The organism is Streptomyces sp. NPDC086519 (genome assembly GCF_040686075.1).
Classification (GTDB): domain Bacteria; phylum Actinomycetota; class Actinomycetes; order Streptomycetales; family Streptomycetaceae; genus Streptomyces; species Streptomyces shenzhenensis.
On the sequence record NZ_JBFBJL010000052.1, the window covers coordinates 26337 to 52844 of the forward strand.

Sequence of the window (26508 nt, forward strand, 5' to 3'; positions counted from 1 at the left end):
GTGTGTGGTGTGAGTGATGTACGTCACGGCCCAGAAGCCATGAAACAACGTACCTTGACGGCACTTCAGTGAACGCACAGGACGTTGGATCCTGATCCGGTCTTTTGTAGCAAGGGTGACGGACAGCACTTACGCGGCTCTTGCGCCTCTTGCCACTCCTCGTGCCAAAATAGGACAAGGAGTCCAGGGAAGGCTCCATCCGTCCAAGTGTGGTGCACTGTGGGCGGATTCTCAGCATTACGTGCTTTGGGGGGTCTGGTGACTCCTGATCGTCCTGTGACTGATCGTCACAGAGGCGTGACTGTCCGCTATGGCATGGTCCATCGGCTTCCGCGGCTGATGCCTACCTGGGAGGGCAATTCCATCGGTTTGGCCGACGCGGCTGGACGGATGGTGTAGTTGTAGTGCCGAGGACAAGCCGTTCGTCCTATAACCGACTCGACTCGCGTCCGCCATTTCGGGCAACGCGGGTCAAGGTGCAGAATTTAGAGGAAAGAACCGAGAAGGTTCGGTTCTCCCGAGGAGGCCGCTCATGACCGCTCGCACCCCTGATGCCGAGCCGCTGCTGACCCCGGCTGAGGTCGCCACGATGTTCCGCGTCGACCCCAAGACGGTCACGCGGTGGGCGAAGGCCGGCAAGCTCACATCGATCCGTACGCTCGGCGGGCACCGCCGCTACCGCGAGGCTGAGGTGCGCGCCCTGCTGGCGGGCATCCCGCAGCAGCGCAGCGAGGCCTGACCAACTGAATAGCGGGCAAACCGACCGGTCCCCCACTGGTCGAGGCGCCCCGAAACCCTAGCTCCAAGCGACGCGGGACCTGCCCCAACAGGACCCACGCCCAGGCCGACAAGAACTTTTCAGGCAAGCGACACAGGGTGCGTCGTAGATCGCGCTGGACTCCGCCGGGTCCAGCGCGATCTTTTTTGTGCGTCCATGAGGTCTTGGGCGCCCCTGACCGGCGCCGCTGTGAGCAGCCTTGTCGGAGTCTGGGGACCGCTGTCGGATCTGCTGTGCGGGCACCGGAGTCCGGCCCGGGGCGAGGTCCACAGGGTGGTGCAATTGCACATATTAAATTGACCAGTTGTAGGAAGGGGGTAAGTGCCGTCGTTTCGGAAACTCATGCGGTGACACCCGTCACATACCGCACGGGTTGTTTGTACTCCGCAGGGTGCGCTAAAGGAGTCCCGCGAGGAACCGGCCCCACAACAAAGGGCGTTGACCCGGCTGCCCTTGCCGGCGTCGGTCACACCCCCACGGGGCCTTCGTCCTCCACGGCGTCCTCGGGGGTCTCCAGGGGGCGCGGGGCGGCGTCCATGGCCAGCCGGAGCAGGCGGTGGCAGACCGGACAGTGACGGGTCAGATGCCGGTACGACGAGGCGGCCGCCAGGTGGGCCCTCAGTAACGCCCGCGTTTCGTGCCGCACCGAAGCCGCCATACGCCACCTCCCGCAGGAAGCCCAGAAAACCGAGCCCTCCCTTCTGGGGTATCCACCGAATGTGACCCCGTCAAGAGCCCCGACCCCACGGACCGCGCGAACCGGCCCCCCTCCCGCCCGCGTACTTCCGAGGCACCCCCTCGCCCCTCTCTTCCGGCTCGGCGAGCCGTCCCGCCCGCCGACATCTGACGAGCCCGCCCGCCCCGGCCCGTCGGCCTGCCCGCCTGGCCCGCGCGCCGCAGGAGTACCGCCAGACAAGTCAGCCACCGCCTGCGACGCCGCCGCCTGATCCTTGTGCACTGGAGGGTCGCTCGACGGGCGCGTGGCCGTGGTCACCGGCGCCGCAGCGGAAGGGGTGCGGCCACCGCACGGCGGCTCGCCGAACTCGGAGCCGCTGCCGTCGCTGAGCGTGGAAAGGCCGTCGACCGCAACGGGTTCACCCCGGCGGGGTGGGGAGCGGTCTCGTCGGCGTTGAGATGTGCGTGAGGCCCGCTTCCCCTCGGGGGATGCGGGCCTCGGCTTTGTGCGGTCCTGACGGGATTTGAACCCGCGGCCTCCACCTTGACAGGGTGGCGAGCACTCCAAACTGCTCCACAGGACCAGGTTTCGCGGCACTTTGTCTGCGCTGTGCCGCGAGAAGGACTGTACAGGAGGGGGAGGGGGCTGGTCGAACTCACCCAACGTGACCGGTCGGTTACGGGACCGCCGCGTCGATCGCCTTCACGATCCGCTTGTCGGAGATCGGGTAGGCCGTGCCCAGCGCATGCGCGAAGTAGCTGACCCTGAGCTCCTCCAGCATCCAGCGGATGTCCAGGACCTGCTGCGGCACCGGCCGGCCCTTGGGGAGCTGCTCCAGGAGCCAGGCGTACTCGTCCTGCATCTCGTGGACCTTCTCCATGCGGGTGGTGTCCCGCTGGACGTTCGTCGGCATCTGCTGGAGGCGACGGTCCGCCGCCACCAGGTAGCGCATCAGGTCCGGGAGCCGACGTATGCCGGCCCACGTCACGAAGCCCGGCTTCACAAGGGCGTCCAGCTGCTTGCGGACGTCCGTCAGGTTGGCCAGCAGCGCGGGGCTCCGGACGCCCTTCAGGCGGCGCTCACAGGCCTGCCAGGCCGCGAGGACCTGCTGCACCTGCGCGACCGTACGGACCGTCGTGTCGACGATCTCGGAGCGGACCTTGTCGAACAGCTTCCGGTACGACTCCTCGTCCCACGCCGGCCCGCCGAAGTCCGCGATCAGCTTGTCGGCCGCGGCCATCGCGCAGTCGTCGAACAGGGCCTGGATCGTGCCGTGGGGGTTCGCCGACAGTGCGAGCTTCTGGGCGTTCGTCAGCTTCTCCGACGCGAACTTCGCCGGGTTCACCGGGATGTTGCGGAGGATGAGCCGGCGCGTGCCCTTCCACATCGCCGCGGTCTGCTCCTCCTCGGTGTCGAAGAGGCGGACCGAGACCGTGTCGCCGTCGTCGACCAGGGCCGGGTACGCCTTGACCGGCTGGCCCGCCCGGCGCGTCTCGAAGACGCGGGTGAGGGCTCCGATCGTCCAGTCCGTGAGCCCGGCGCGCTCCAGGGACTCGCCGCCCTGGCGCTCCGCGGTGGCCGCGGCGGCCTGGGAGAGGGCCTGGCGGGCCTTCGGCTTCAGCCGCAGCTTCAGCGCCTCCAGGTCCTTGTCCTCGGCCAGCTTGCGGCGCCGCTCGTCGACGATCCGGAAGGTGATCTTCAGGTGGTCCGGGACCTTCGCCCAGTCGAAGTCCTCGGCCTCGAAGGGCACCCCGACCATCCGCTTGAGCTCACGCGCCATGGTGGTGGTGAGCGGCTCCTGTAGGGGCACCGCGGTGTCCAGGAAGCGCTTCGCGAAGTTCGGCGCCGGCACGTAGTTGCGGCGGATCGGCTTCGGGAGGGTGCGGATCAACTCCGTGACCACCTCTTCCCGCAGGCCCGGGATCTGCCAGTCGAAGCCCTCGTCCCTGACCTGGTTGAGAACCTGGAGCGGGATGTGGACGGTCACACCGTCGGCGTCCGCCCCCGGCTCGAACTGGTAGGTCACCCGGAACTTCAGCTGTCCCTGCCGCCAGGAATCCGGGTAGTCGGTCTTGGTGACCGCCTCCGCCGACTCCCGGATCAGCATCTCCCGCTCGAAGTCCAGGAACTCCGGCTGCTCGTGCCGCTTCCGCTTCCACCAGGAGTCGAAGTGCGCGCCGGAGACGACGTGCTCGGGCACCCGCTGGTCGTAGAAGTCGAAGAGCGTGTCGTCGTCGACCACGATGTCCCGGCGCCGGGCGCGGTGTTCGAGTTCCTCGACCTCGCTCAGCAGCTTGCGGTTGTCGGCGAAGAACTTGTGGTGGGTACGCCAGTCGCCCTCCACCAGTGCGTTGCGAATGAAAAGCTCGCGGCTGGTCTCCGGATCGATCCGGCCGTAGTTCACCTTCCGGTCGGCGACGATCGGCAGGCCGTACAGCGTGACCTTCTCGAACGCCATCACGGCCGCCTGGTCCTTCTCCCAGTGCGGTTCGCTGTACGTCCGCTTGAGGAGGTGCCCGGCGAGCGGCTCGACCCACTCCGGCTCGATCTTCGCGTTGACCCGGGCCCAGAGCCGTGAGGTCTCCACCAGCTCCGCCGACATCACGAACCGCGGAGGCTTCTTGAACAGCGCGGAGCCCGGGAAGAGCGCGAACTTGGCGTTCCGCGCCCCCAGGTACTCGTTCTTCGCTGTGCTCTTCCCGCCCTCCCCGCCGGCGTTCTTCACGTCCTTCATGCCGATGTGGGACAGGAGGCCGGCGAGAAGGGAGACGTGCACGCGGTCGCCGGGGGCGTCCTCTTCGTTGAGGTGGATGCCCATCTGCTTGGCGACCGTGCGCAGCTGAAGGTAGATGTCCTGCCACTCCCGGATGCGCAGGAAGTTCAGGAACTCCTGCTTGCACATGCGCCGGAAGGACGACGAGCCGCGCTCGCGCTGCTGCTCCCTGACGTACGTCCACAGGTTGAGGAAGGCGAGGAAGTCGCTGGTCTCGTCGCGGAAACGGGCGTGCTGCTGGTCGGCCTGGGTCTGCTTCTCGGCCGGGCGTTCGCGGGGGTCCTGGATGGAGAGCGCGGCCGCGATGACCATGACCTCGCGGACACAGCCGTTCTTGTCGGCCTCCAGCACCATGCGGGCGAGCCGCGGGTCGACGGGCAGCTGGGCGAGCTTGCGGCCGGTCTCGGTGAGCCGCCTGCGCGGGTCCTTCTCGGCCGGGTCGATCGCACCCAGCTCCTGGAGCAGCTGCACACCGTCCCGGATGTTGCGGTGGTCCGGCGGGTCGATGAACGGGAACTTCTCGATGTCCCCGAGACCGGCCGCGGTCATCTGAAGGATGACACTCGCCAGGTTGGTACGGAGGATCTCCGCGTCCGTGAACTCCGGCCGGGAGACGAAGTCGTCCTCGCTGTACAGCCGGATGCAGATGCCGTCGGACGTACGGCCGCAGCGGCCCTTGCGCTGGTTCGCGCTGGCCTGGCTGATCGCCTCGATGGGCAGCCGCTGCACCTTGGTGCGGTGGCTGTAGCGGGAGATACGGGCGAAGCCGGGGTCGATGACGTACTTGATGCCCGGGACGGTGAGGGAGGTCTCGGCGACGTTGGTCGCCAGCACGATCCTGCGACCGGTGTGCGGCTGGAAGACCCGGTGCTGCTCGGCGTGCGAGAGCCGGGCGTAGAGCGGGAGGACCTCGGTGAACCTGTAGTTCTTCCTGGTGAGCGCGTCGGCGGTGTCCCGGATCTCCCGCTCCCCCGAGAGGAAGACGAGGATGTCGCCCTGCCCTTCGCCCTGGAGCTCTTCCACCGCGTCGCAGATGGCGGTGATCTGGTCCCGGTCGGCGTCCTCGGCGTCCTCTTCGAGGAGCGGCCGGTAACGCACCTCGACCGGATAGGTCCGGCCGCTCACCTCGACGATCGGGGCGTCGCCGAAGTGCCGGGAGAACCGCTCGGGGTCGATGGTCGCGGAGGTGATGACGACCTTGAGGTCGGGCCGGCGCGGGAGCAGCTGCGCCAGATAGCCGAGCAGGAAGTCGATGTTGAGGGACCGCTCGTGGGCCTCGTCGATGATGATCGTGTCGTAGGCGCGCAGCTCGCGGTCGGTCTGGATCTCGGCGAGCAGGATGCCGTCCGTCATCAGCTTGATGAAGGTGGCGTCGGGGTTCACCTGGTCGGTGAAGCGGACCTTCCAGCCGACGGACTCTCCGAGCGGCGTCCGCAGCTCCTCCGCCACCCGCTCGGCGACGGTCCGGGCGGCGATCCGGCGCGGCTGGGTGTGCCCGATCATGCCGCGCACCCCCCGCCCGAGCTCCAGGCAGATCTTCGGGATCTGGGTGGTCTTACCGGAGCCGGTCTCACCGGCGACGATCACGACCTGGTGGTCGCGTATCGCCTTCGCGATCTCGTCCTTCTTCTGGCTGACGGGCAGCTGCTCGGGGTACGACACGGCGGGCACGACGGCACGGCGGCCGGCCATCCGTTCCTCGGCCCTGGCCACCTCGGCCTCGATCTCGGCGAGGACGGCGGCCCGGGCCTCCGGCTTACGGATCTTGCGCGCACCCTCCAGCCTGCGCCCGAGCCGGTGCGCGTCGCGCAGTGAGAGCTCGGTCAGGCGAGGGGCGAGGGGGCCGAGGGCGGGGGCGGGGTGCGTAGACATACGCGGTCCAGGATCTCACCTCGGGGAAATTCATGGCGAACGCTTTTGCCTCCGGCGGTTCGGCCGGGGGCTATGGGGGGTGCGGACGTGGTGGTTCGGTGCGGGTGGCACGGGTGGGCGCGGGCGACGCCCCCTGGCAGCGCCGGTGAGTGAAGGCCTCTACGGGGTTCGCTGGGCGGGAGTGGCGGGGGTTGGGGCGGGTGGCGTGGCGGAGGCGGCCGCCGCCATGGACTTCGCCGTGTTGGACACGGCCTTGATCCCCAGGTAGGCCGTGGTCGTGCTGCTGACCGCCGTGAAGGCGGCGGTCAGGACGCCGATGATCACGGATTCGTTGCCGTTGAGCCGCCAGACGCCGAAGGCCGCGACCGCGGTGATCGCGAGGTTGCTGACGACGACGGCGAGAAGGCCGTATCGCGCACGGTCCTTCTCCAGCTGTATGTCCTGATCCCGGCTCATCTTCCCCACCCTGGTGACGTGTCGACCCGCCAGAACCTAGCGTCGGCGGGTCATGCCGCCAAGGAGATTCAAGGCGTGGCCGGGAGCGGAAGAAACGCAGTAGGCCGGGCGCGGAATGAGAACAGCCCCTCCGGGATGCCGGAGGGGCTGTCTGTTGTGGCTGGGGCCGGGGTCGAACCGGCGACCTATCGCTTTTCAGGCGATCGCTCGTACCAACTGAGCTACCCAGCCACGAGGTTTCACGTGAAACCTCAGCGGTCCTGACGGGATTTGAACCCGCGGCCTCCACCTTGACAGGGTGGCGAGCACTCCAAACTGCTCCACAGGACCAAGCTTGCGTGCAACAGTGTTGCACACGATCTTGCGTGCCCCCAACGGGATTCGAACCCGTGCTACCGCCTTGAAAGGGCGGCGTCCTAGGCCGCTAGACGATGAGGGCTATCGGCCCGCCTGGGCGCTTCGTCAGCGCGTCGGGGACGTGAGAAGCATATGGGATGGCGGGGAGTATCGCCAAAACGGTTTACGGCGCCGAGGGCGAGGCAGTGCTGGTGGTGCTTCCTGAGGGTGACGGGCGCTGTGCGGGGGACGGGGTCGCGTTCGGCCGCCCCCGGTGGGGCCGCTGATCGAACGCGTCTGTCGGAAGGTGGCGGCTGACCTCGGCCGTCGTCTCGCCCAGACCACCCAGCTTGATCTCGTCCCAGGCCTGGAGCCGGTGGCTGTCCCGGTCGAAGTAGAGGATCGAGGCCTCGACCGGGTCCGGGTACCTGCCCTCGACGGCCCTGAGTCCGCTGCCGCCCGTGGAGCCCTCCACGCGGAGCCGGGTGCCGTGCGAGAGGAGCTCCGTCTGCTCGTGGTGGAGGTGGCCCGCCAGGACCAGGGGCACCTCGCCGTCCGTCATCCTGGCCGCCGACGGCTCGTGGGCGACCGCGACGTCCACCGGGGTGCCGCCGGCCCGCTGCTCCCGCAGGGCCGTGGCGAGGCGGTCCCCGGCCTGCTCCTCGGCCTCGTCGCCGCCGGGGACCGTCGAGCGGTCGGGTGTGAACTGGGGGTCGCCGATCCCGGCGAAGCGCAGCCCGCCGACCGTCTCGGCGCGGCCGTCGTCCAGGACGTGCACGTTCTTCATGCGGGAGAGGTAGCGCTGAGTGGTGCGGGAGTCGTGGTTGCCCCGGACCCAGACGTAGGGCACGCCCAGGTCGGCGATGGGGTCCAGGAAGCCGTTCTCGGCCGCCGTGCCGTGGTCCATGGTGTCGCCGGAGTCGACGATCACGTTCACCTTGTACTGCTCCACCAGCGAGGTGATGATCTTCCAGCTCGCCGGGTTCAGATGGATGTCGGACACGTGCAGGACACGGAGGGTCGCCGGGTCCGGGGTGTAGGCGGGGAGCGTGGAGGTGACGTCGTACAGCTTCGTCACGTTCGTCACCAGGCGGGCCAGTTCCTTCTGGTAGACGTCGAATTCGGTGACGATGCCGCGGGCGTTGCCGACCAGGGCCGGGGCGGAGGAGAGCAGTCCGGAGAACCTCGGCTCCAGGACCGACTCGGGGTTCCAGGTGGCGTACGCGGTCGCGCCGCAGGAGGCGAGCAGGGTCAGGGCGAGGCCACCGGCGGCCAGGGCGCGGCGCGGGCGGCGGTAGACCGCGAGGCCCAGGGTGGTGGCGCCGGCGACGACGGCCACGCAGGAGCGTACGGCCAGGTCGAGGGTGCCGTGCTCGACGTCGTGGGTGACCTCGTCCTGGAGTCCGGAGAGGCGCTCGGGGTGGTCGACCAGGGCCTGGGAACGGAGCGGGTCGAGCTGGTCCACGTTGACGTCGAGGCGGACGGGACCGGTGTGGGTGTCCAGGTAGAGGGCGCCCAGCGGGGAGACGTTGATCTTCGTGCCGCCGGTGAGGGAGGGGCGCAGCGTCATCGTCGTGTCCATCGGGCCGACCTGGGTGCGGACGTTCCCGACGATCAGCAGGCCGAGCCAGGCACCGGCGAGGACGACGGCGGCCAGGCCGAGGGCGCGGCTCCAGGCGGGCGGCCTGTGTGCCTCGGGGGCGAGTTCCAGGACGGGCAGGCGGCTGCGGGGGCGGGTTCGGCTGCGGGCTCGGGGGTGGGTTCGGGGCCGGGTTTGGCTGCGGGCTTGGGGTTGGGGTTGGGGTTGGGTTTGGCTGCGGGCTTGGGGTTGGGGTTGGCTTCGGGCTCGGGCTCGGGCTCGGGTGCGGACGCGGGCCATTGGTGCCGTATGCCCAGGATTGCGGGCTCGTATGCGGTGGCCGGCGGTGTGCGACGAGCGGGGGCGGGGAGCGCTCAGCCCCAGCCCAGTTCGTGGAGCCGGGCGTCCCCGATGCCGAAGTGGTGCGCGACCTCGTGGACGACGGTCACGGCGACCTCGTGGACCACGTCGTCCGGCGTCTCGCAGTAACGCAGGGTCGGCCCCATGTAGACGGTGATGCGGTCGGGAAGGACCCCGGCGTACCACTCCCCGCGCTCGGTGAGCGGTGTCCCCTCGTACAGGCCCAGCAGCTCCGGGTCGTCGGCGGACGGCTCGTCCTCCACGAACACGGCCACGTTGTCCATGACCCGCGTCAGCTCCGGCGGGATCCGGTCCAGGGCCTCGCTCACCAGCTCTTCGAACCTGTCGCGTGTCATCTCCAGCACAGGGCCATTGTCGGGGACGAACGCGGCCGTGGCCCTATTGCACGCCTGTGACAGCGCACGCACAGCCTCGTCACCCCCTGTGGGAAGACTTCAGTCGTCGCGAGAGGGCGGCACGGGCCGAGAGGACCGGGCCGGGACGGCTCCGGGGACGGCAGGCGACTCCCGCGATGACCACTGACCACTGTTCACTGATCACTGAGCACCGACCACTGAGTTCAGTTCAGTGCAGTCCAGTACCGACCACTTCTCTTGTCGCAGCGTCATTCATCCTGGGGGAACCCGATGTCCGCACGTTTCCGTCGTCGTACCGCAGCAGCCGCAGCCACCGGTGTCGCCGCGCTGCTGGCCGTGGCCGGCGTGTCCGCCACCGCGACGGCCGCTCCCGCCAGCAGGGCGGTGAGCGTGCCCCGGGGGCTGACCATCAGCGACGGCACCCGTCACGTTCTCGTCGGCGGCAAGTCGATCGACTTCGGTACCGTCGTCCGCGACCTGGCCTGGAACCCGAGTGGCAGCAAGGCCGCCTTCGTCGACGGTCACGGCAACCTCGTCGTCTCGGACCCGGACGGCAGCCACCGCGTCACCGTCGCCGCCAACCCGGGCAACCAGACCTGGTCCCACCCGACCTGGCAGGTCGCCGCGGCCGACCGGACGAACGGCATCCCCGGGAAGAACAACATCATCTTCGCCGCCAAGATCCACGGGAGCACCGTGCTGGAGCGCGTCAAGGCCACCAGCAACCACGGCAAGCCGGCCAAGATCAGCCTCTACAGCGACGACCCCGAGGCGGGCACGCTCCCGCAGACGGACAACGCCTGGCCGAACGTCGGCGGGGCCTACGGCACGGCCGTCTACGAAAACACCCACACCGGCGAGGTCTACATCCGCGACGACTACCTGCGTCAGCAGGGCGGTGCGCTGGCCAAGGGGTCGGAGCCCGCGCTCGCCCCGGACGCGGAGGAGATCGTCTTCGTCCGCTCGGTCGGCGGGCACGACCACCTCTTCGTCGACGACCTGACCGCGGGCACCAACGCCGTCAAGGACATCACCCCGCACGCCACCACCGACTACACCGAGCCCACCTGGTCGCCCAACGGCAAGACCATCGCCTTCCGGACCCCGAACGGCACCTACACCGTCACCAGGACCGCCCATGGGTTCGGCAGCCCGGTCAAGGTCTCCGCGCACAAGGGGCTGCCCGCCTACCGCGGGTGACGGCCTACCCCCGCTGCCCGCCGCCCGGCCGGCCGTCGGAGCGGGCGAGTTCGGCCCGCAGCTCCGCCAGGTGCTCGTCGGCCGTGTCGTGCGGCAGGAACTCGACCACGTCCAGAAAACGGAACAGGACCTGGGACTTGGTGACGGCGAACTCGTAGTCGGCGAACCCCACCACGGCACCCAGCCTCCCCCGCACAGCACCCCGGACGACATGCGCGGTCATGTCGTCCGGGGTTTCCGCGCTTGTGCCGCGCCTGGCGTTGGGGCGGGCCAGATACGGGCAGACCATCGAGGCGTAGAGCATGCAGGCGCGGTGCCCGGGAGCCTCCAGGGTCGGTGCCAGGTTCCGGTACGGCCGCCCGGCGCTCAGCGCGTCACGGATCGCGGAACTCTCCGCGGCGCCCACCACCCGCCACACCGGGCCCCTGGGCATCAGGGTGTCGCAGACGGAACAGAGCCTGTTCCGGGCGCACTCAGCGCTGCGTTCGTAGTCGGTGAGCGCGAACTGGGGGGTGTCGTCCTCCCACGGGGTGATCGCGGGGACCGGGTAGCCGCGGCCGTCACGAGGCCTGGCCTCGACGCTGGCCGGCATGGGAACGGAGTCGAATCGCACACCCCATGGTGAGCCACACACCCGTGCCTCCGCGACGGCCGGGGGCGTGTCCTCTTGCGGGCGGCGGGAGTTGGGCAGGTTGACTTCTTTCTCCGCCCCCGGAGGTGGCCGCCGTGCGCCCCTTGAACGTACCCGTCCGTCTGGCCGTCACGGTGATGGCGGTCGCGGCCGCCGCCGGCTGCGTGAACGTGGGTGACGACGCGGGGAAGGCCAAGCCGTCGCACTCGGCGGGGCACCGGGACGGTGACGCGGCCGACGGCGGCTCCGGGGTGTCCGGCGGGGGCGGCGCGGGCTACGGCGGCGCGGTGGCCGACGGGAAGCGCGGGCACGGGGGGAAGGCGAAGCCGGGCGAGTCGGCGTCGGCGTCCGCGAAGCCGACGAAGGGGGCGAGCGCGGCCCCGGGCGGGCCGGCGAAGCCGGGCCAGAGCGCGGCGCCGGGGGCGCCGGCCGGGCCGACCGGGGCCCCGACGAGCGCCGCGCCGCCGCCGGCCTCGCCCACCCCGCCGCCGGCTTCGCCCACGCCACCGCCTCCGGCGACCGACCCGCCGTCGGCCGAGCCGTCCTCGTCGGCCCACGAGGGCACGGGCACCCAGCTGGTCCAACGGGAGCCGGCCCCGGAGGCGGGTCCTGCGTAGGGGGGCGGGCGGGTGGTCCGGGCACCCCGGGAGACGCCGCGGGGGCTGAGCGCCGTTGCGGCGGGAGGGATTCCCGGACCGCGAGCGAGCCCGGGCGGCGCGCGAAGCTCGGGTGACGGGCGGACCCAGGTGACGGCGCCACCGGGCGGTGGCGGGCGGAGCGCGGGCGGTGGCGGGCGCAGCGCGGGCGGCGGTCGGTGGTCGGGTCCCGGGTGGGCGGTGGTCGGTGGTCGCCCCGGGTAGGGCGAGTTTCGGGTGGGCGGCTGAGGTCGGGTGGCGGTGTCGCCGGGTGGAGCGCGGGTCGTGGATGAGTTTCGGGCGGGGGCGACGTCAGGGTGGCGGGACAAGGTGTTTTCGAGGGGTGGAAGAAGATGGCGGGGCCGGGTGTTGGGAGGTCTGTAGGGCTGCGCGTCCGGTCTGTGCGAGCTGTGTGGCGGCGGATTGGCGTGACTGTCGTTGGGGCTGGGGCAAACCTGCTGTGAGCTGCGTCGCTGCCGCTCGGTTTGCCTTCCGGGGTGTTGGGTGCGTATGGTGGTAGATCGTTTGATCCCATTTGCCCGGCGCCACCGCAGAGCGCGCCGTGTGGCGCGTACTCTCCCTTGCCGTGGCGGACCGCATTGAGGCGGTCGTGAGCGAATCACGGAGTTGACGGGCGCGTGCCGAAGAGACTCCGGAAGGTTTCGCATTCGCATGTCCGTGTCCAGTAATGATCAGATCGTCGTGCCCGAGAACATCCAGGACGACGAACTGGTGACCCAGGTCTCCGAAGAGACCGCTGACACCACCGACACCACCCCCCAGACCACCTTCGCCGACCTCGGCCTCCCCGAGGGTGTCGTGCGCAAGCTCGCGCAGAACGGCGTGACGACCCCCTTCCCGATCCAGGCCGCGACCATCCCGGACGCCCTGGTCGGCAAGGACATCCTGGGCCGGGGCCGCACCGGCTCCGGCAAGACCCTCTCCTTCGGTCTGCCCACCCTGGCCACCCTGGCCGGCGGCCACACCGAGAAGAAGCGGCCGCGTGCCGTCATCCTCACCCCCACCCGCGAGCTGGCGATGCAGGTCGCCGACGCGCTCCAGCCCTACGGCGACGTCCTCGGCCTGAAGATGAAGGTCGTCTGCGGCGGTACCTCCATGGGCAACCAGATCTACGCCCTGGAGCGCGGCGTCGACATCCTCGTCGCCACGCCCGGCCGCCTGCGCGACATCATCAACCGCGGCGCCTGCTCCCTTGAGGACGTGCAGATCGCGGTCCTCGACGAGGCCGACCAGATGTCCGACCTTGGCTTCCTGCCCGAGGTCACCGAGCTGCTCGACCAGATCCCGGCCGGCGGCCAGCGCATGCTCTTCTCCGCCACCATGGAGAACGAGATCCAGACCCTGGTCGAGCGCTACCTGAACAACCCCGTCCACCACGAGGTGGACGCGGCCCAGGGCGCGGTCACGACCATGTCGCACCACATCCTCATCGTGAAGCCCAAGGACAAGGCGCCGGTCACCGCCGCGATCGCCTCCCGCAAGGGCCGCACGATCATCTTCGTCCGCACCCAGCTGGGCGCCGACCGCGTCGCCGAGCAGCTGCGCGACGCCGGGGTGAAGGCCGACGCGCTGCACGGCGGCATGACCCAGGGCGCCCGCACCCGGACCCTGGCCGACTTCAAGGACGGGTACGTCAACGTCCTGGTCGCCACCGACGTCGCCGCCCGCGGCATCCACGTCGACGGCATCGACCTGGTGCTCAACGTCGACCCGGCCGGCGACCACAAGGACTACCTGCACCGGGCGGGCCGTACCGCTCGCGCGGGCCGCACCGGCACGGTCGTCTCCCTCTCCCTGCCGCACCAGCGGCGCCAGATCTTCCGGCTGATGGAGGACGCGGGCGTCGACGCCGGCCGTCACATCATCAACTCCGGGACGGCCTTCGACCCCGAGGTCGCGGACATCACCGGCGCCCGTTCCATGACCGAGGTGCAGGCCGAGTCCGCGGGCAACGCGGCGCAGCAGGCCGAGCGTGACGTCGCCCAGCTCACCAAGCAGCTGGAGCGGGCGCAGCGCCGGGCCGCCGAACTGCGCGAGGAGGCCGACCGCCTGGTCGCCCGGGCCGCCCGCGAGCGCGGCGAGGACCCGGAGACGGCGGTGGCCGAGGCGCAGGCCCAGGCGGAGGCGGAGGCCGCGGTGGTCGAGGAGACCGTCGTGGCGGCGGAGCCGGCGGCTCCGGTGGCGCGGGAGACCGAGCGCCGGGACAGCAGGGAGCGCGGCTTCGAGAAGCGCTCCTTCGACCGGGACCGGGATCGGGACCGCGGCGAGCGCCCGTTCAACCGTGATCGCGACCGTGGCTTCGAGCGTCGCGACGACCGTGGCGGCCGTCCGTTCGAGCGCCGGGAAAACCGCGAGCGCGGTTTCGAGCGCCGTGACGACCGTCGGCCCTTCGACCGTGACCGCGACGACCGCGGCGGCCGCTCCTTCGACCGTGACCGCGACCGCACCGACCGTCCGTTCAACCGCGACCGCCGCGACGACCGCCGTGACGACCGTGGTGGCTTCCGTCGGGACGACCGCCGGGACGACCGCGGCGGCCGTTCCTTCGAGCGCCGTGACGAGCGCCGTCCGTTCGACCGTGACCGCGACGACCGCGGCGGCCGCTCCTTCGAGCGCCGTGACGACCGTGGTGGCATCCGCCGCGACGACCGTCCGGCCGGCCACCGCGGCAGCGACCGTCCGTTCAACCGCGACCGCCGCGACGACCGCCCGGGCTTCCGCAGCGGCGGCCACAGCGGCCACGAGCGTCCGTACGGCCGTCGTGACGACCACCGCGGTTCCTCGTCCTCCGGTTCCTCGTCCTCCGGCTCCTTCGGCCGCCGTGACGACAAGCCGCGCTGGAAGCGCAACGGCTGACACCGAGTGAGGTGACGAAGGGCCCGTACGACACGTTCGTACGGGCCCTTTCGCGTACCCCGAAAACCCGGATGGCCCCAGGACCGCTCACTGGTACGCTCCCGAAGCCCTCTCAGGGCATGCACATTTCATTCACAGGTACGGGTCGAGGGACCGGGGGGTTCCGTGAAGGGCCGCTTGTACGTACGGCGGCGGCTGCTCGGGGGCACGGCGCTGGCTGCCGTTCTCGCGCTGGCCGTGGGTTCACCAGGGATGGCCGGGGCGGCCTCGGCCGCCGGGGCGGCGGGCGAGACCGTGCTGCCGGCCGGGGTCAGGACCGTCCCGCGCTACGCGGGGCTGGAGGGGTACGGCGACACCGGGCTGCTGTCACAGCCGGAGGGTGCCGACCACCAGCAGTGGACCGACTACGCGACCGGACAGTCGCGGGACCTCACCGACTTCTCGCGCTGGGACGGGACGCAGGGGCGGCTCGGGCTGGCCCAGTCCGACACGGCGTTCGAGGTGCTGAGCACGAGCCCTTACGCCGTCCGGTTCCGGGACGTCGGCACGGGTGCGGACCGGGGCTCGGTCACCCTGCCGAGCACGCTGCACTCGGACGGGCTGGCGGGCGTGGCGGTCATCGCGTACGAGGGCGGCAGCCGGTCCGACATGGGAGTGCTGCACCTGCTCAGGCCCACGTCCGACGGCGGCACCTCGGACACGGTCGTGAGCGGCATCCCCGCGGGCGCGACGGTCCAGGGGCCGGTGGTGCGGGACGCCCGCTCGCTGCTGCTGCACTACCGCGTGCCCACGGACGACCCGAAGGTCTTCCTCAACCAGCTCGCCCTCGTCGACGTCAACGACGGGACGGCCACCCCGCTCTTCGAGCCGTACCAGCCGAACCTGGCCTGGCTCCCGCTGCTCACCCACGACTACGTGGGCTGGTGGAGGCCCACCCTGGGTGCCCGGCTGGTCCGCCGTGACGACCCGCAGGGACCGGCCGTCGAGATCCCCGCGTCGGCCACGGCCGGGAAGATCGCGCTCACCGTCGTCGGGGACCATCTGGTCGCCGTCGACGACAGCACCCGCGCGCTGGTGACGATGCCGTTGAGCGGCGGCGACTGGCGCCAGTTGGTGCCTCGGGCACAGATCTCCCTGACGCAGGCGCCGGACGGCTCGGCCGTCGTGGAGGGCGGTTCGGGCCCGCAGGACTGGGGCGTGTGGCGAGTGACGCAGTCGTCCGGGGGCGAGCCGACGGTCACGAAGATCGTCGACCTGCCGCCGGTGCCGGCCCCCGCCGACGGGGTGGCTCTCGCCAGCGGCACGCTCACGTACACCGACCAGACCGCGCCGCCGTCGTCGGACGTCATGTGGAACTCCCGTACGGTCTCGGCGGGTTCGCCGCCGCAGGTGGGACCGGTGCGCCAGGGCGGCGGCTGGGTCAAGCCCTGCCAGACCCAGTGGGCCTGCGTACGTCTCTTCGGCCTCGGGGACGGCTCCGTCGTGTACGACGACACCCCGGGCGGCACCAGCGGGTCGGTCCACCGCCGACTGCCCTCCGGCACGGTCGACACCGCGACGGTCGGCGGGCCGTACTCCCACGTGGTGGCGGCGGACGGCCGGTACACGGTCGTGTCCGACTCCGACGGCACCACGCAGTACGTCTACGACTGGACCCAGAGGAAGGTCGTCGCGACGCGCACGGCGACGGCCGCCACCGTCCGGGACGGCCAGCTGTGGACCGCCTCGTCCACCGCCGGCCATCTGACCCTGACCCGGCTCGGCACCGGCCTCCCGGCCGTCGACGTCAACGTCGGTTCGAACTGCGTGCCCGACGAGGTGCAGGCCGTCGGCCGCTGGGTCTACTGGGCCTGCGCCTGGGGGACGGCCGGTGTGTTCGACCGCTCCCGGGGCCGCTCGGTGGACGTGCCGACCGGTGACGCGCTGCTGGCCGACGGCTTCCTGATCCGGCACGACACCGCCCGCGGCAAGCTGGTCCGCACCGACGTCCGCTCCGGCAAGGCGGTCACCGCGGACGTGGCCGACCTGCCCGCGACGCCGAACCTGGACGCGCGGGTCTCCTCCGACCGGGGCGTCCGCTGGACGCTCGAAGCGGACGGCAACCGGCTGGCGTACGTGGACGCGGCGGAACGCATCCACATCCTGCCCGCCGGCACCCTCGCCGCGCCGGTGCGACGGGACCACGTCGGTCAGGACGGTCTGGCCGACCTGCTCACCCTCGACGCCTCCGGCGCCCTCGCCTTCCAACAGGGCGACGGCAAGGGCGGCTTCGCCGGGAAGGTCTCCGGGAGCGGCTGGTCGACCAAGGCGGTGGCGGTGCCGTTCGGCGATCTGGACGGCGACCGCTGCGACGACGTGCTGGTGCGGATGACCGACGGTTCGCTGCGGGGCTACCGGGTGCCGTGCGGGAAGGCGCCGACCCCGGCCACGCCGTACACGAAGCTCGGCGGCGGCTGGAACGCCTACAACGTCCTCACCTCGCCCGGCGATCTGACGAGTGACGGCCGGCCGGACCTGGTGGCGCGGAAGGCGTCGACCGGGGATCTCTACCTGTTCGCCGCCCGGAGCGACGGGACGCTGGCCGGCGCGAAGAAGATCGGGTCGGCGTGGGGCGGCTACACGAAGATCACCGGCGCCGGGGACCTCGACGGCGACGGGATCGGGGACGTGCTGGCCCGTGACAAGGCGGGCACGCTGTGGCGGTTCGGCGGTCTGGCGGGCGGGCGGCTCAAGGCCCGTGTAAAGGTCTTCGGTGGCTGGGGATCGACGTACAACGCGGTCGTCGGAGTCGGCGACATCACGGGGGACGGGAAGAACGACCTGGTCGTACGGGACACGGCGGGGCGCCTTTACCGCTATGGCGGCAAGGGCAATGGTTCCTTCGGCGGGCGGGCGCTGATCGGGAGCGGATGGCAGGGCTACAAGGGTCTTTTCTAGCCAAGTTGTGATGCATGTCACGCCCCTGGCGGGGGAATCGCTGGGGGCATGACAGATGACGCGACAGGCACGCCGCTCTCCGACGAGGAACGGCTGGCCCAACTCGGTTACACACAGGTCCTGGCCCGCCGTATGTCGGCCTTCTCGAACTACGCGGTCTCCTTCACGATCATCTCGGTCCTCTCCGGCTGCCTCACCCTCTACCTCTTCGGCATGATCACCGGCGGCCCGGCCGTGATCACCTGGGGCTGGGTGGCCGTAGGCCTGATGACCCTCTTCGTCGGCCTCTCCATGGCCGAGATCTGTTCCGCCTACCCCACCTCGGCCGGCCTCTACTTCTGGGCCCACCGGCTGGCCCCGCCGCGCAGCGCGGCCGCCTGGGCCTGGTTCACGGGCTGGTTCAACGTGCTCGGCCAGGTGGCGGTGACGGCGGGCATCGACTTCGGGGCCGCGTCCTTCCTGGGCGCCTACCTGAACCTCCAGTTCGGCTTCACCGTCACCCCCGGCCGCACGATCCTGCTCTTCGCGGGGATTCTGGTGCTGCACGGCCTCATCAACACCTTCGGCGTCCGCATCGTCGCCATCCTGAACAGCGTCAGCGTGTGGTGGCACGTGCTCGGCGTCCTGGTGATCGTCGGCGCGCTGACCTTCGTCCCCGACCACCACCAGTCGGCGTCCTTCGTCTTCACCAAGTTCGTCAACGAGACGGGCTGGAGCAGCGGCCCGTACGTCGTCCTCCTCGGCCTCCTGATGGCCCAGTACACCTTCACGGGGTACGACGCCTCGGCGCACATGACCGAGGAGACCCACGACGCGTCGACCGCGGGCCCGAAGGGCATCGTCCGCTCGATCTGGACGTCCTGGATAGCCGGCTTCGTCCTCCTCCTGGGCTTCACCTTCGCCATCCAGTCGTACGGCAAGGAGCTGGCGTCCCCGACCGGCGCGCCCCCCGCCCAGATCCTCCTGGACGCGCTCGGCGCCACCACCGGCAAGCTCCTCCTGCTCGTCGTGATCGGTGCCCAGCTCTTCTGCGGGATGGCGTCGGTGACCGCCAACAGCCGCATGATCTACGCCTTCTCCCGCGACGGCGCGCTGCCGTTCTCCCGCGTCTGGCACACGGTCAGCCCCCGCACCCGCACCCCCGTGGCGGCGGTGTGGCTGGCGGCCCTCGCCGCCCTCGCCCTCGGCCTCCCGTACCTGATCAACTACACGGCCTACGCCGCCGTGACGTCGATCGCGGTGATCGGCCTGTACGTGGCGTACGTGATCCCGACGCTGCTGCGGGTGCGCAAGGGCGACGCGTTCGAGCGGGGGCCCTGGCACCTGGGTCGCTGGTCGCTGGTCGTCGGCGTGATCTCGGTGACGTGGGTCGTGATCATCACGGTCCTCTTCATGCTCCCGCAGGTCTCCCCGGTCACCTGGGAGTCCTTCAACTACGCCCCGGTCGCCGTCCTCGCGGTCCTCGGCTTCGCCGCGATCTGGTGGCAGGCCTCGGCCCGCCACTGGTTCCTCAACCCGGACCGGACGGCACGCTCCGAGGACACCGCCAAACTGGTCGATCTCTGACCTACCGCCCCCTCCCGCGCCACTCCGGCGCCCCTTCCGCCCCTTTCCTGTCCCACTTCTGCCACACGACGCGGCCACGACCCCGATACCCGATCGGCGAGACGCCTCCGTCCGGCTATGCTCGGGGAGGCAACATCGCCTGGGCCGTTAGCTCAATTGGCAGAGCAGTGGACTTTTAATCCATTGGTTGTGGGTTCGAGTCCCACACGGCCTACCGAGGAGCCCCAGTCCAGACCTCGTCCGGACTGGGGCTCGCGGTGCTTTCGCGGGCTCGGAGATCGAGAACACGGTTCAGCCAATGGGCCCGGCGACACGCGCATCTAGGGCAGCAGGCGGGACGGGTCCGTGAACCGGATCCAGCAGGCGTAGGCCAGGGCTTCGGCGTCGGTGCACCAGATCGCCGGAACACGCGCCGGCCTGTCGTTCGCCAGGGCTCCCCTCGTCGGTGTGCTCGTAGTTGCCGGCACACCGCGCCCGGCGGAGCTCAGCCCGCGTTGAGCTCCGTCAACTCGGCCAGCGGCAGCGTGTGCTGGGTGTGCAGGACCTTCGCGCGCAGGTAACGGACGTTGTGAGCGGTGCTGAAGACGCCGGTCGGGACGCGGTCGCGGACGGTGACGCCGAGGCCGCGCAACTGCTCGGCCTTGTCGGGGTTGTTGGAGAGCAGGTCGAGCTCGGTGATGCCGAGGGCGGCCAGCATCTGCGCGGCGGCGGTGTAGTCGCGGGCGTCCTCGGGCAGGCCGAGGGCGGCGTTCGCCTCGTAGGTGTCGAGGCCCTGGTCCTGGAGGGCGTAGGCGTCGAGCTTGTTGTAGAGGCCGATGCCCCGGCCCTCCTGGCGCAGGTAGAGCAGGACGCCGCCGCGGTCGGCGATGCGCTCGACCGCCTCGCGCAGCTGGGGCCCGCAGTCGCAGCGGGCCGAGCCGAAGACGTCGCCGGTCAGGCACTCGGAGTGCAGCCGCACCAGCGGGAGGGCGCCGGGGGCGGGCTCGCCCAGGACGACGGCGACGTGCTCCTGGCCGTCGGTCAGGCCATGGAAGGTGACCAGCTCGGCGTCGACGCTGTAGCCGTCGTTGAAGCGCAGCGGGACCCGGACACGGGCGCGCTGGGTGGCGGCGGGGAAGTCGGTCATCGGGTTCTCCAGTGTCCGGGTGCAGGACGGCAGTCCCGGTACGGGACGTCGCGGGTGCCTGCTTCAGATTTGAAGCAGATCCACGGAGGGAACCCTACCCATGTTTTAAATTTGAAGCAACAGGTTGTGCGAGGTTCCGGAAGCCCGGGTTCACGATCCGCGGCGGCGCTGTCCGCGACGGAGGCGACGGAGGCCGGGGCTCACGAACCGGAACAGGGGGACGACCGGCGCCGCCACGGCACCTCGTCCGACGTGGGCCTGGGGGTCTCGCCGCCCTCCAGCGCCCGCGCGATCGCGGAACCGATCGTCTCCAACTGCTCCACCTGCTCGTCGGAGAGCTGGTCGAAGACCGCCGCCCGTACGGTCTCCACGTGCCCCGGCGCCGTGCGCTCCAGTACGGCCATGCCCGCGTCGGTCAGGATCGCGAAGCTGCTCCGCTTGTCCCACTGGCAGTCCTCGCGCCGGATCAGCCCGTCCTTCTCCAGCCGCGTCACGGCGTACGTCAGCCGACTCCGGGTGATCTTCGACTTCTCGGCGAGATCGGTCATGCGCAGCTTGCGCTCCGGCTCCTCGGAGAGGTTGGCGAGGATGCCGTAGTACAGGTGCGGCATACCGGCGTCCTGCTGGAGCTGCCGGTCGATCGCGTCCTCCAGCAGGTTCGTCGCGGCCATGAACGCGCGCCACGCGCGCTGCTCCTTCGGAGTGAGCCAGCGAGTCGTCATGCATCCAGTGTAGGTTTGTTTCAAACTTTAACCAAGACTGCCCGTCCCCGGGAGTGAGCGCGTCCGATGCCGTACCCCCACGTCCTGCTCTCCGCCGCCGTCTCCCTCGACGGCTACCTCGACGACACCGGCCCCGACCGGCTGCTGCTCTCCTCGCCGGCCGACTTCGACCGCGTCGACGAGGTGCGGGCGTCCGTCGACGCGATCCTGATCGGCGCCGGCACCATCCGCGCGGACAACCCGCGGCTCCTGGTCAACGACCCGGAGCGGCGCGCGGCCCGGGTCGCGGCGGGCAAGCCCGAGTACCCCCTCAAGATCACGGTCACCGCGACCGGTGAGCTCGACCCGGAGGCCAGGTTCTGGCACACGGGCGGCGCGAAGGTCGTCTACACGACGGACGAGGGCGCGGAGCGGGCCCAGGTGGCGGCGGACGTCGTGTCGCTGGGCCCGGAGCTCGACTGGCGGCTCCTCCTGGAGCACCTGCACGACGTGCGGGGGGTACGGCGCCTGATGGTCGAGGGCGGCGGCACGGTCCACACCCAGCTCCTCCAGCAGGGCCTGGCCGACGAGCTCCAGCTGGTCCTGGCCCCCCTCCTCGTCGGCGACCCGAAGGCACCGCGGCTGTTCGGACCGGGCGGATACCAGGCCGGGCGGCTGCGGCTCCTGGAGAGCCGCCGTATCGAGGACGTCGTCCTGATGCGGTACGAGCCCACGGCCCCCGGCACGGGCCCGGCGCCCTCCGCCGCCGACCGCCACTGGCTGCGGCTCGCCTGCGAACTGGCGGCCGACTGCCCGCCCTCCCGGACCGCGTTCAGCGTCGGCGCGGTGGTGGTCGCGGCCGACGGCACGGAACTGGCCCGCGGCCACTCCAGGGAGGCCGGCGACGCCGTGGTCCACGCGGAGGAGGCGGCCCTGGCCAAGATCCTCCCGGCCGACCCCCGCCTGCCCGCCGCCACGGTCTACACCAGCCTCGAACCCTGCACCCACCGCGCCTCCCGCCCGTACCCCTGCGCCGAGCTGATCCTGCGGGCCGGGGTGCGGCGAGTGGTGACCGCGTGGCGCGAGCCGGACACGTTCGTGACGGCGGCCGACGGGACGGGGGCGCTGCGGGAGGCGGGGGTGGAGGTGCTGCTCCTGGGCGAGTTCGAGGCGCACGCGAAGGCACCGAACGGGCATCTTCTCGGCTGAGCAGGCGGGCTGGAGGGGGCGACCGGGGCGGGGGGCTGGAGTTCTTTCGCGGGTGCGGGTGCGGGTGCGGGTGCGGGTGCGGGTGCGGGTGCGGGTGCGTAGTGGTTGCTCGCGCAGTTCCCCGCGCCCCTGAAGGGGTGCCGCAGCAACGCGCCCCGGAAGGGGCGCGGGGAACTGCGCGATCAGCCCCCGCCTGCCCGCGGCCACAGACCCCACAGACCCCACCGGACCGCACGAGACTTAACCGGTGTGACTCCCACCCTTCGGATGGCGTATGCTGGTGTCAACGACGCGGGGTGGAGCAGCTCGGTAGCTCGCTGGGCTCATAACCCAGAGGTCGCAGGTTCAAATCCTGTCCCCGCTACTGAAACCCAGGGCCGGAATCCACATCAGAGGATTCCGGCCCTGAGTCATGTCCCGGCAAATCCGGCGAACGTCGTCACGTTCGGTGTCCGGGCCGCCGCCCTCCGCATCACAACTGAGTCACCATCAAAACCGGTGTGACTCCTGAGGTGAGCGGCGCGCACCGTCGACTCGACCGCTTTTGACCGATCGTGGCAGGTAAGTCCAGGCCTTGAAAGCTTAATGATCAAGACGAACGGCTTGGAATCTCATGGCCGGGTCTATTAACGTTCGATAACGCAGCGCGGTCGTCCCAGCCGTCACCCGAGACGGCTCCGTGCGCACGCGCCGAATCCCGCAAGGGAACCGGGGAACCACCACCTTGGGGTGAATCGCGAGGCTACCGCCGGGTACGAAACGGCCGGTATACACGCGTAGGAGACCTTCCCGCTCCGAACCCGTCAGCTAACCCGGTAGGCGGCGGAAGGAAAGGAGTGCGCCCGCGTGGCGTCCAACCCGCCTGCTCCCACAGCCCCGTTCGTGCCCAGCCAGCGTCAGCCCGACACCTTCGGCTACGGCGGCTACCGCCCCGACGAGGGCCCCTTCGAGGAGTGGAACCCCACCGAGGAGTCCCTCTCCGCGGCTCGCGGCCGGCACCGGGTCGCCAAGCAGAAGGGCGGCGGGCTCGCCCGCAGCTCCACGGTTCTCGGCGTCGGCGTCATCGCCGCCGTCGGCGCGGGCGGCATGGCCAGCGCCAACACCGGCAAGCCGCCGGTCTCCATCTCCCTGCCCGACCTGCCCTCCTCCGTCAGCTCCCTGCTCGGCGAGGGCGGCGGCCACCAGGCCACCCAGACCGCGCTCAGCAGCGTCACCACGACGACCGCCGCCCACGCGGACTCCTCCTCGAACGCCGGTGAGGCGCTGCGCAGCCGGATCATCGCCCAGGCGGCGCAGCAGCAGAACCAGCTCGACACCAAGGCCAGCGCCAAGGCCGTCGCCGCCGCCGACAAGGCGGTCGCCGCCGCCGAGGCCAAGGCGGAGCAGGCGGCCGCCGCGAAGGCCGCCGACGCCAAGGAGAAGGCGGAGGCCTCCGCGAAGCAGAAGGCCGAGCAGGCCCGCCTCGCCGAGCTGGCCAAGCAGTACACGCTGCCCGTCGTCTCGTACACGATCACCGGCACCTTCGGCCAGGCCGGCTCCATGTGGTCCTCCGGCTACCACACCGGTCTCGACTTCGCCGCGCCCACCGGCACGCTGATCAAGGCCGTGCACAGCGGCACGGTCACCGAGGCGGGCTGGGCCGGCTCCTACGGCTACCGCACGATCATCACCCTCGACGACGGCACCGAACTGTGGTTCTGCCACCAGTCCTCGATCAGCGTGAAGGTCGGCCAGAAGGTCGCCACCGGCGACGTCATCGGCCGCGTCGGCGCCACCGGCAACGTCACCGGCCCGCACCTCCACCTGGAGGTCCACCCGAACGGCCAGGCCACCGCCATCGACCCGATGACCTGGCTGCGCGGCAAGGGCCTCAACCCCTGACCTGCCCAGGACAGGCGGTGCGCCTTTGCAAGAACTTCGTGTCGCGTCGGCATGGGACGCCCGGGGTCGCGTGTTGAAGTGAAGCATGACTTCTTCTTCCGCTTCCCCGTCCCTCCGCAAGCTCGGCGCCTCCGACCTGGAGGTCTTCCCGCTCGCCCTCGGCGGTAACGTCTTCGGCTGGACCGCCGACGAGGCCACCTCCTTCGCCGTCCTCGACGCCTATGCCGCCGCGGGCGGCAACTTCGTCGACACCGCCGACTCGTACACGGCGTGGATCGAGGGCAACAAGGGCGGCGAGTCCGAGACGATCATCGGCAAGTGGGTCGCGGCGCGCGGCAACCGGGACGACGTCGTCATCGCGACGAAGGTCAGCCAGCACCCCGAGTACCCGGGCCTGTCCGCCGCCAACATCAAGGCCGCCGCCGACGCGTCCCTGCGCCGTCTGGGCACCGACCACATCGACCTGTACTACACGCACTTCGACCAGCCCGAGGTCCCGGTCGAGGAGATCATCGGCGCGCTGGACGAGCTGGTGCGGGCGGGCAAGGTCCGGCACATCGCCGCGTCCAACATCACGCCGGAGCGGCTCCAGGAGTCCCTGGACTTCTCCGACCGCGAGGGCCTCGCCCGGTACGTCGCCCTCCAGCCTCACTACAACCTGGTCTCCCGCGACACCTACGAGGGCCCGCTCCAGGACCTGGCCTCCCGCACCGGCCTCGCGGCCGTCCCCTACTTCTCCCTGGCCGCCGGCTTCCTCACCGGCAAGTACCGCCCCGGTACGACGGTCGACAGCGCCCGAGCGGGCCGAGCCGCCCAGTACGCCGAATCGGACCGCGGTCAGAAGGTCCTGGCGGCCCTGGACGAGATCGCCGCGGCCCACGAGGCCCCGGTCCCCACGGTCGCCCTGGCCTGGCTGGCGGCCCAGCCCACCATCGCGGCCCCGATCGCCTCGGCGCGCACCCTCGAACAGCTCCCGCCCCTGCTGGGCGTGGCCGACCTGACCCTGACGGACCAGGAACTGAGCAAGCTGACAGCGGCTTCCGCCTGACGGTCAGCAGTTTCCGGCTGACGCTCAGCAGTTCCGTCAGACGCTGAGCAGTTTCCGGCTGATGCTCACATCCTCTCCCGCAGCCACCGAGCTCGCCCCCACGGCTCATCCCGGCGGTGCCGGGCCTCCTCCCCTCGCAACCCCGCAGCCCCGAAGCGCTAACTCCGGTACGGGTTGTAGGCCGGGTACGGCACCGCCGCCCCGGGCCACCCCGGCCCCGGCACCCCATGAGCCGGCGGCGGGTAACCCGCGTACCCGGGCCACCCGCCCGGCGCGGCCGTCCGGGCCGCGTACTCCAGGGCCGGCCGCACCAGCTCCCGCCGGCTCCACAGCTCCGTGAGGAGCTCCCGCTCCCGCACCACGAAGTCGGCCCCGGCCCGCCCCCGCTGCCCCCGGCGCCGCAGCAGTGCCAGCGTCGTCGCGTACCCCTCGTACTCGGCGACCGCCCTCCCCGCCGCCTTGCCGAAGTGGTACGCGGCGTACTCCCGGGCCATCTGCCGCGCCCGCATCGACCCGAGCACGAACGGCTCGGCCGCCCCCAGCCACCCCGCGTAGACGTACGCCGGCAACTCCTCCCGCACGGTCCGCAGTTCCCGCTGCCGCGTCCACACGGCCAGCCAGGTCAGCAGCCCGAACGCCGGCACCATGAACATGCCGTACACGGCGAAGAACCCGTACTGCCCGAACGTCGAGGACCCGTTCCAGAACGCGTGCATGGTCATCGCGAGCAGCAGCCCGGCGACCGGCGCCAGCACGCGCCGCGCCCGCTGCCGCTCCCCGGAGAGCGCGGCGATGCCGAAACCGATGCCGGTGAGGACGGTGAAGAGCGGGTGCGCGAACGGCGACATCACGATGCGCACGAAGAAGGTCGCGGCGGTGACGGAGGCGATCCCGCTGCCGCCGGTCAGCTGGTCGGTCCCGAAGGCCGTGCCGAGGTAGAGGATGTTCTCGGTGAACGCGAACCCGGTGGCGGTGACCCCGGCTATCACCACGCCGTCCACGATCCCGGTGAAGTCCCGTCTGCGGAAGAGGAAGACGAGGAGCACGGCCGCCGCTTTCGCCGACTCCTCGACGACCGGCGCTATCACGGTCGCCCCGAGCGTGTCCGCGCTGCTCGGATCCGCGGTCGCCGTGGCTATCCATCTCGTCGCGAAACTGTTGGCGACGATGGCTATCAGGGCGGCCGCGCAGGCGCCCCAGGCGAGGGCGAACAGCAGGTTCCGCCAGGGGCCCGGCTGCACCCGGTCGAGCCACCGGAACGCGCCCACGAGCAGCGGTACGGGCAGGACGGCGAGCCCGAGGCCGACGAGAAGGCCCTCCGTCCCCGTCTGCTCCCGCACCAGCGCGAGGATCACCAGGCCGGAGAGGGCCAGCAGCGTGCCCAACGCCCCGTACCGCACCCAGCGCCGCTGCCACCAGCGGGGTGGATGGTGCTGCGGATACGGCGGGTAAGGCGGGTGCTGCGGGTGCTGCGGGTGCTGCGGGTACGG

At 70.8% G+C, this 26508-nt stretch carries 18 protein-coding genes, 6 tRNA genes and 1 riboswitch; of the genes, 10 read left to right on the plus strand and 14 right to left on the minus strand.

Going from position 1 to position 26508, the window contains the following annotated elements; translation table 11 throughout:
• Window positions 1-532: 532 nt before the first annotated feature.
• The gene (gene bldC / locus AB0P24_RS35535) at window positions 533-739 is read left to right on the plus strand and encodes a developmental transcriptional regulator BldC (RefSeq protein ID WP_003949541.1); all 207 of its coding nucleotides are present in this window, start codon (window positions 533-535) and stop codon (window positions 737-739) included.
• Window positions 740-1244: 505 nt separating this feature from the next.
• Here bldC and AB0P24_RS35540 read toward each other — a convergent pair.
• From AB0P24_RS35540 to AB0P24_RS35580, 9 genes are all read right to left on the minus strand, one after another.
• Window positions 1245-1436, minus strand: coding sequence for a DUF6274 family protein (locus AB0P24_RS35540; protein ID WP_365801364.1), 192 nt, complete (start codon window positions 1434-1436; stop codon window positions 1245-1247).
• 526 nt (window positions 1437-1962) lie between these two features.
• Window positions 1963-2037 (minus strand) — tRNA-Asp (locus tag AB0P24_RS35545).
• Between the two features lie 93 nt (window positions 2038-2130).
• Complete coding sequence (gene hrpA, locus AB0P24_RS35550) at window positions 2131-6099, minus strand: ATP-dependent RNA helicase HrpA (RefSeq protein ID WP_365801366.1); 3969 nt, start codon at window positions 6097-6099, stop codon at window positions 2131-2133.
• A gap of 159 nt (window positions 6100-6258) precedes the next feature.
• Window positions 6259-6555, minus strand: a complete 297-nt coding sequence (locus AB0P24_RS35555) for a hypothetical protein (RefSeq protein WP_365801368.1) — start codon at window positions 6553-6555, stop codon at window positions 6259-6261.
• Window positions 6556-6712: 157 nt separating this feature from the next.
• A tRNA-Phe gene (locus tag AB0P24_RS35560) sits at window positions 6713-6786 on the minus strand.
• A 24-nt stretch (window positions 6787-6810) separates the two neighbouring features.
• A tRNA-Asp gene (locus tag AB0P24_RS35565) sits at window positions 6811-6885 on the minus strand.
• Between the two features lie 36 nt (window positions 6886-6921).
• Window positions 6922-6994 (minus strand) — tRNA-Glu (locus AB0P24_RS35570).
• Window positions 6995-7075: 81 nt separating this feature from the next.
• Window positions 7076-8770, minus strand: a complete 1695-nt coding sequence (locus tag AB0P24_RS35575; RefSeq protein WP_365801370.1) for a metallophosphoesterase — start codon at window positions 8768-8770, stop codon at window positions 7076-7078.
• 74 nt (window positions 8771-8844) lie between these two features.
• Entirely contained in the window at window positions 8845-9195 is a 351-nt protein-coding gene (locus AB0P24_RS35580; protein WP_365801372.1) for a metallopeptidase family protein, read from the minus strand.
• A gap of 282 nt (window positions 9196-9477) precedes the next feature.
• Between AB0P24_RS35580 and AB0P24_RS35585 the strand changes: the two genes are divergently transcribed.
• Window positions 9478-10407 (plus strand): hypothetical protein, encoded by a 930-nt coding sequence (locus tag AB0P24_RS35585; RefSeq protein WP_365801374.1) that lies wholly within the window; start codon window positions 9478-9480, stop codon window positions 10405-10407.
• Window positions 10408-10411: 4 nt separating this feature from the next.
• On the opposite strand, the gene AB0P24_RS35590 is transcribed toward AB0P24_RS35585, so the two are convergent.
• Window positions 10412-10999 (minus strand): hypothetical protein, encoded by a 588-nt coding sequence (locus AB0P24_RS35590; protein ID WP_365801376.1) that lies wholly within the window; start codon window positions 10997-10999, stop codon window positions 10412-10414.
• 313 nt (window positions 11000-11312) lie between these two features.
• A complete protein-coding gene (locus AB0P24_RS35595; RefSeq protein WP_365801378.1) occupies window positions 11313-11609 on the minus strand; it encodes a hypothetical protein in 297 nt (98 codons plus the stop codon).
• Window positions 11610-12345: 736 nt separating this feature from the next.
• Between AB0P24_RS35595 and AB0P24_RS35600 the strand changes: the two genes are divergently transcribed.
• The 4 genes from AB0P24_RS35600 (at window position 12346) to AB0P24_RS35615 (ending at window position 19267) form a co-directional block, all read left to right on the plus strand.
• Window positions 12346-14550 (plus strand): DEAD/DEAH box helicase, encoded by a 2205-nt coding sequence (locus tag AB0P24_RS35600; protein WP_365801380.1) that lies wholly within the window; start codon window positions 12346-12348, stop codon window positions 14548-14550.
• Between the two features lie 165 nt (window positions 14551-14715).
• Complete coding sequence (locus tag AB0P24_RS35605; RefSeq protein WP_365801382.1) at window positions 14716-17487, plus strand: VCBS repeat-containing protein; 2772 nt, start codon at window positions 14716-14718, stop codon at window positions 17485-17487.
• 48 nt (window positions 17488-17535) lie between these two features.
• Window positions 17536-19053, plus strand: a complete 1518-nt coding sequence (locus AB0P24_RS35610; protein ID WP_365801384.1) for an amino acid permease — start codon at window positions 17536-17538, stop codon at window positions 19051-19053.
• Window positions 19054-19194: 141 nt separating this feature from the next.
• A tRNA-Lys gene (locus tag AB0P24_RS35615) sits at window positions 19195-19267 on the plus strand.
• A 270-nt stretch (window positions 19268-19537) separates the two neighbouring features.
• On the opposite strand, the gene ribA is transcribed toward AB0P24_RS35615, so the two are convergent.
• Window positions 19538-20179, minus strand: a complete 642-nt coding sequence (gene ribA / locus AB0P24_RS35620; protein WP_365801386.1) for a GTP cyclohydrolase II — start codon at window positions 20177-20179, stop codon at window positions 19538-19540.
• 200 nt (window positions 20180-20379) lie between these two features.
• Window positions 20380-20901: a MarR family transcriptional regulator gene (locus tag AB0P24_RS35625; RefSeq protein ID WP_365801387.1), complete on the minus strand. Its 522-nt coding sequence runs from the start codon at window positions 20899-20901 to the stop codon at window positions 20380-20382.
• 66 nt (window positions 20902-20967) lie between these two features.
• Between AB0P24_RS35625 and AB0P24_RS35630 the strand changes: the two genes are divergently transcribed.
• The 4 genes from AB0P24_RS35630 to AB0P24_RS35645 all read left to right on the plus strand — a co-directional run bounded on the left by AB0P24_RS35630 (window position 20968) and on the right by AB0P24_RS35645 (window position 25018).
• Window positions 20968-22089, plus strand: coding sequence for a dihydrofolate reductase family protein (locus tag AB0P24_RS35630; RefSeq protein ID WP_365801388.1), 1122 nt, complete (start codon window positions 20968-20970; stop codon window positions 22087-22089).
• A 290-nt stretch (window positions 22090-22379) separates the two neighbouring features.
• Window positions 22380-22453: transfer RNA gene (locus AB0P24_RS35635), tRNA-Met, on the plus strand.
• Between the two features lie 314 nt (window positions 22454-22767).
• Window positions 22768-22928: riboswitch (cyclic di-AMP (ydaO/yuaA leader) on the plus strand.
• Window positions 22929-22935: 7 nt separating this feature from the next.
• Complete coding sequence (locus AB0P24_RS35640; protein ID WP_365801390.1) at window positions 22936-23970, plus strand: M23 family metallopeptidase; 1035 nt, start codon at window positions 22936-22938, stop codon at window positions 23968-23970.
• Window positions 23971-24055: 85 nt separating this feature from the next.
• Window positions 24056-25018, plus strand: a complete 963-nt coding sequence (locus tag AB0P24_RS35645) for an aldo/keto reductase (protein WP_365801392.1) — start codon at window positions 24056-24058, stop codon at window positions 25016-25018.
• A gap of 158 nt (window positions 25019-25176) precedes the next feature.
• On the opposite strand, the gene AB0P24_RS35650 is transcribed toward AB0P24_RS35645, so the two are convergent.
• A complete protein-coding gene (locus tag AB0P24_RS35650) occupies window positions 25177-26418 on the minus strand; it encodes a PrsW family intramembrane metalloprotease (protein ID WP_365801410.1) in 1242 nt (413 codons plus the stop codon).
• Window positions 26419-26508: the final 90 nt, after the last annotated feature.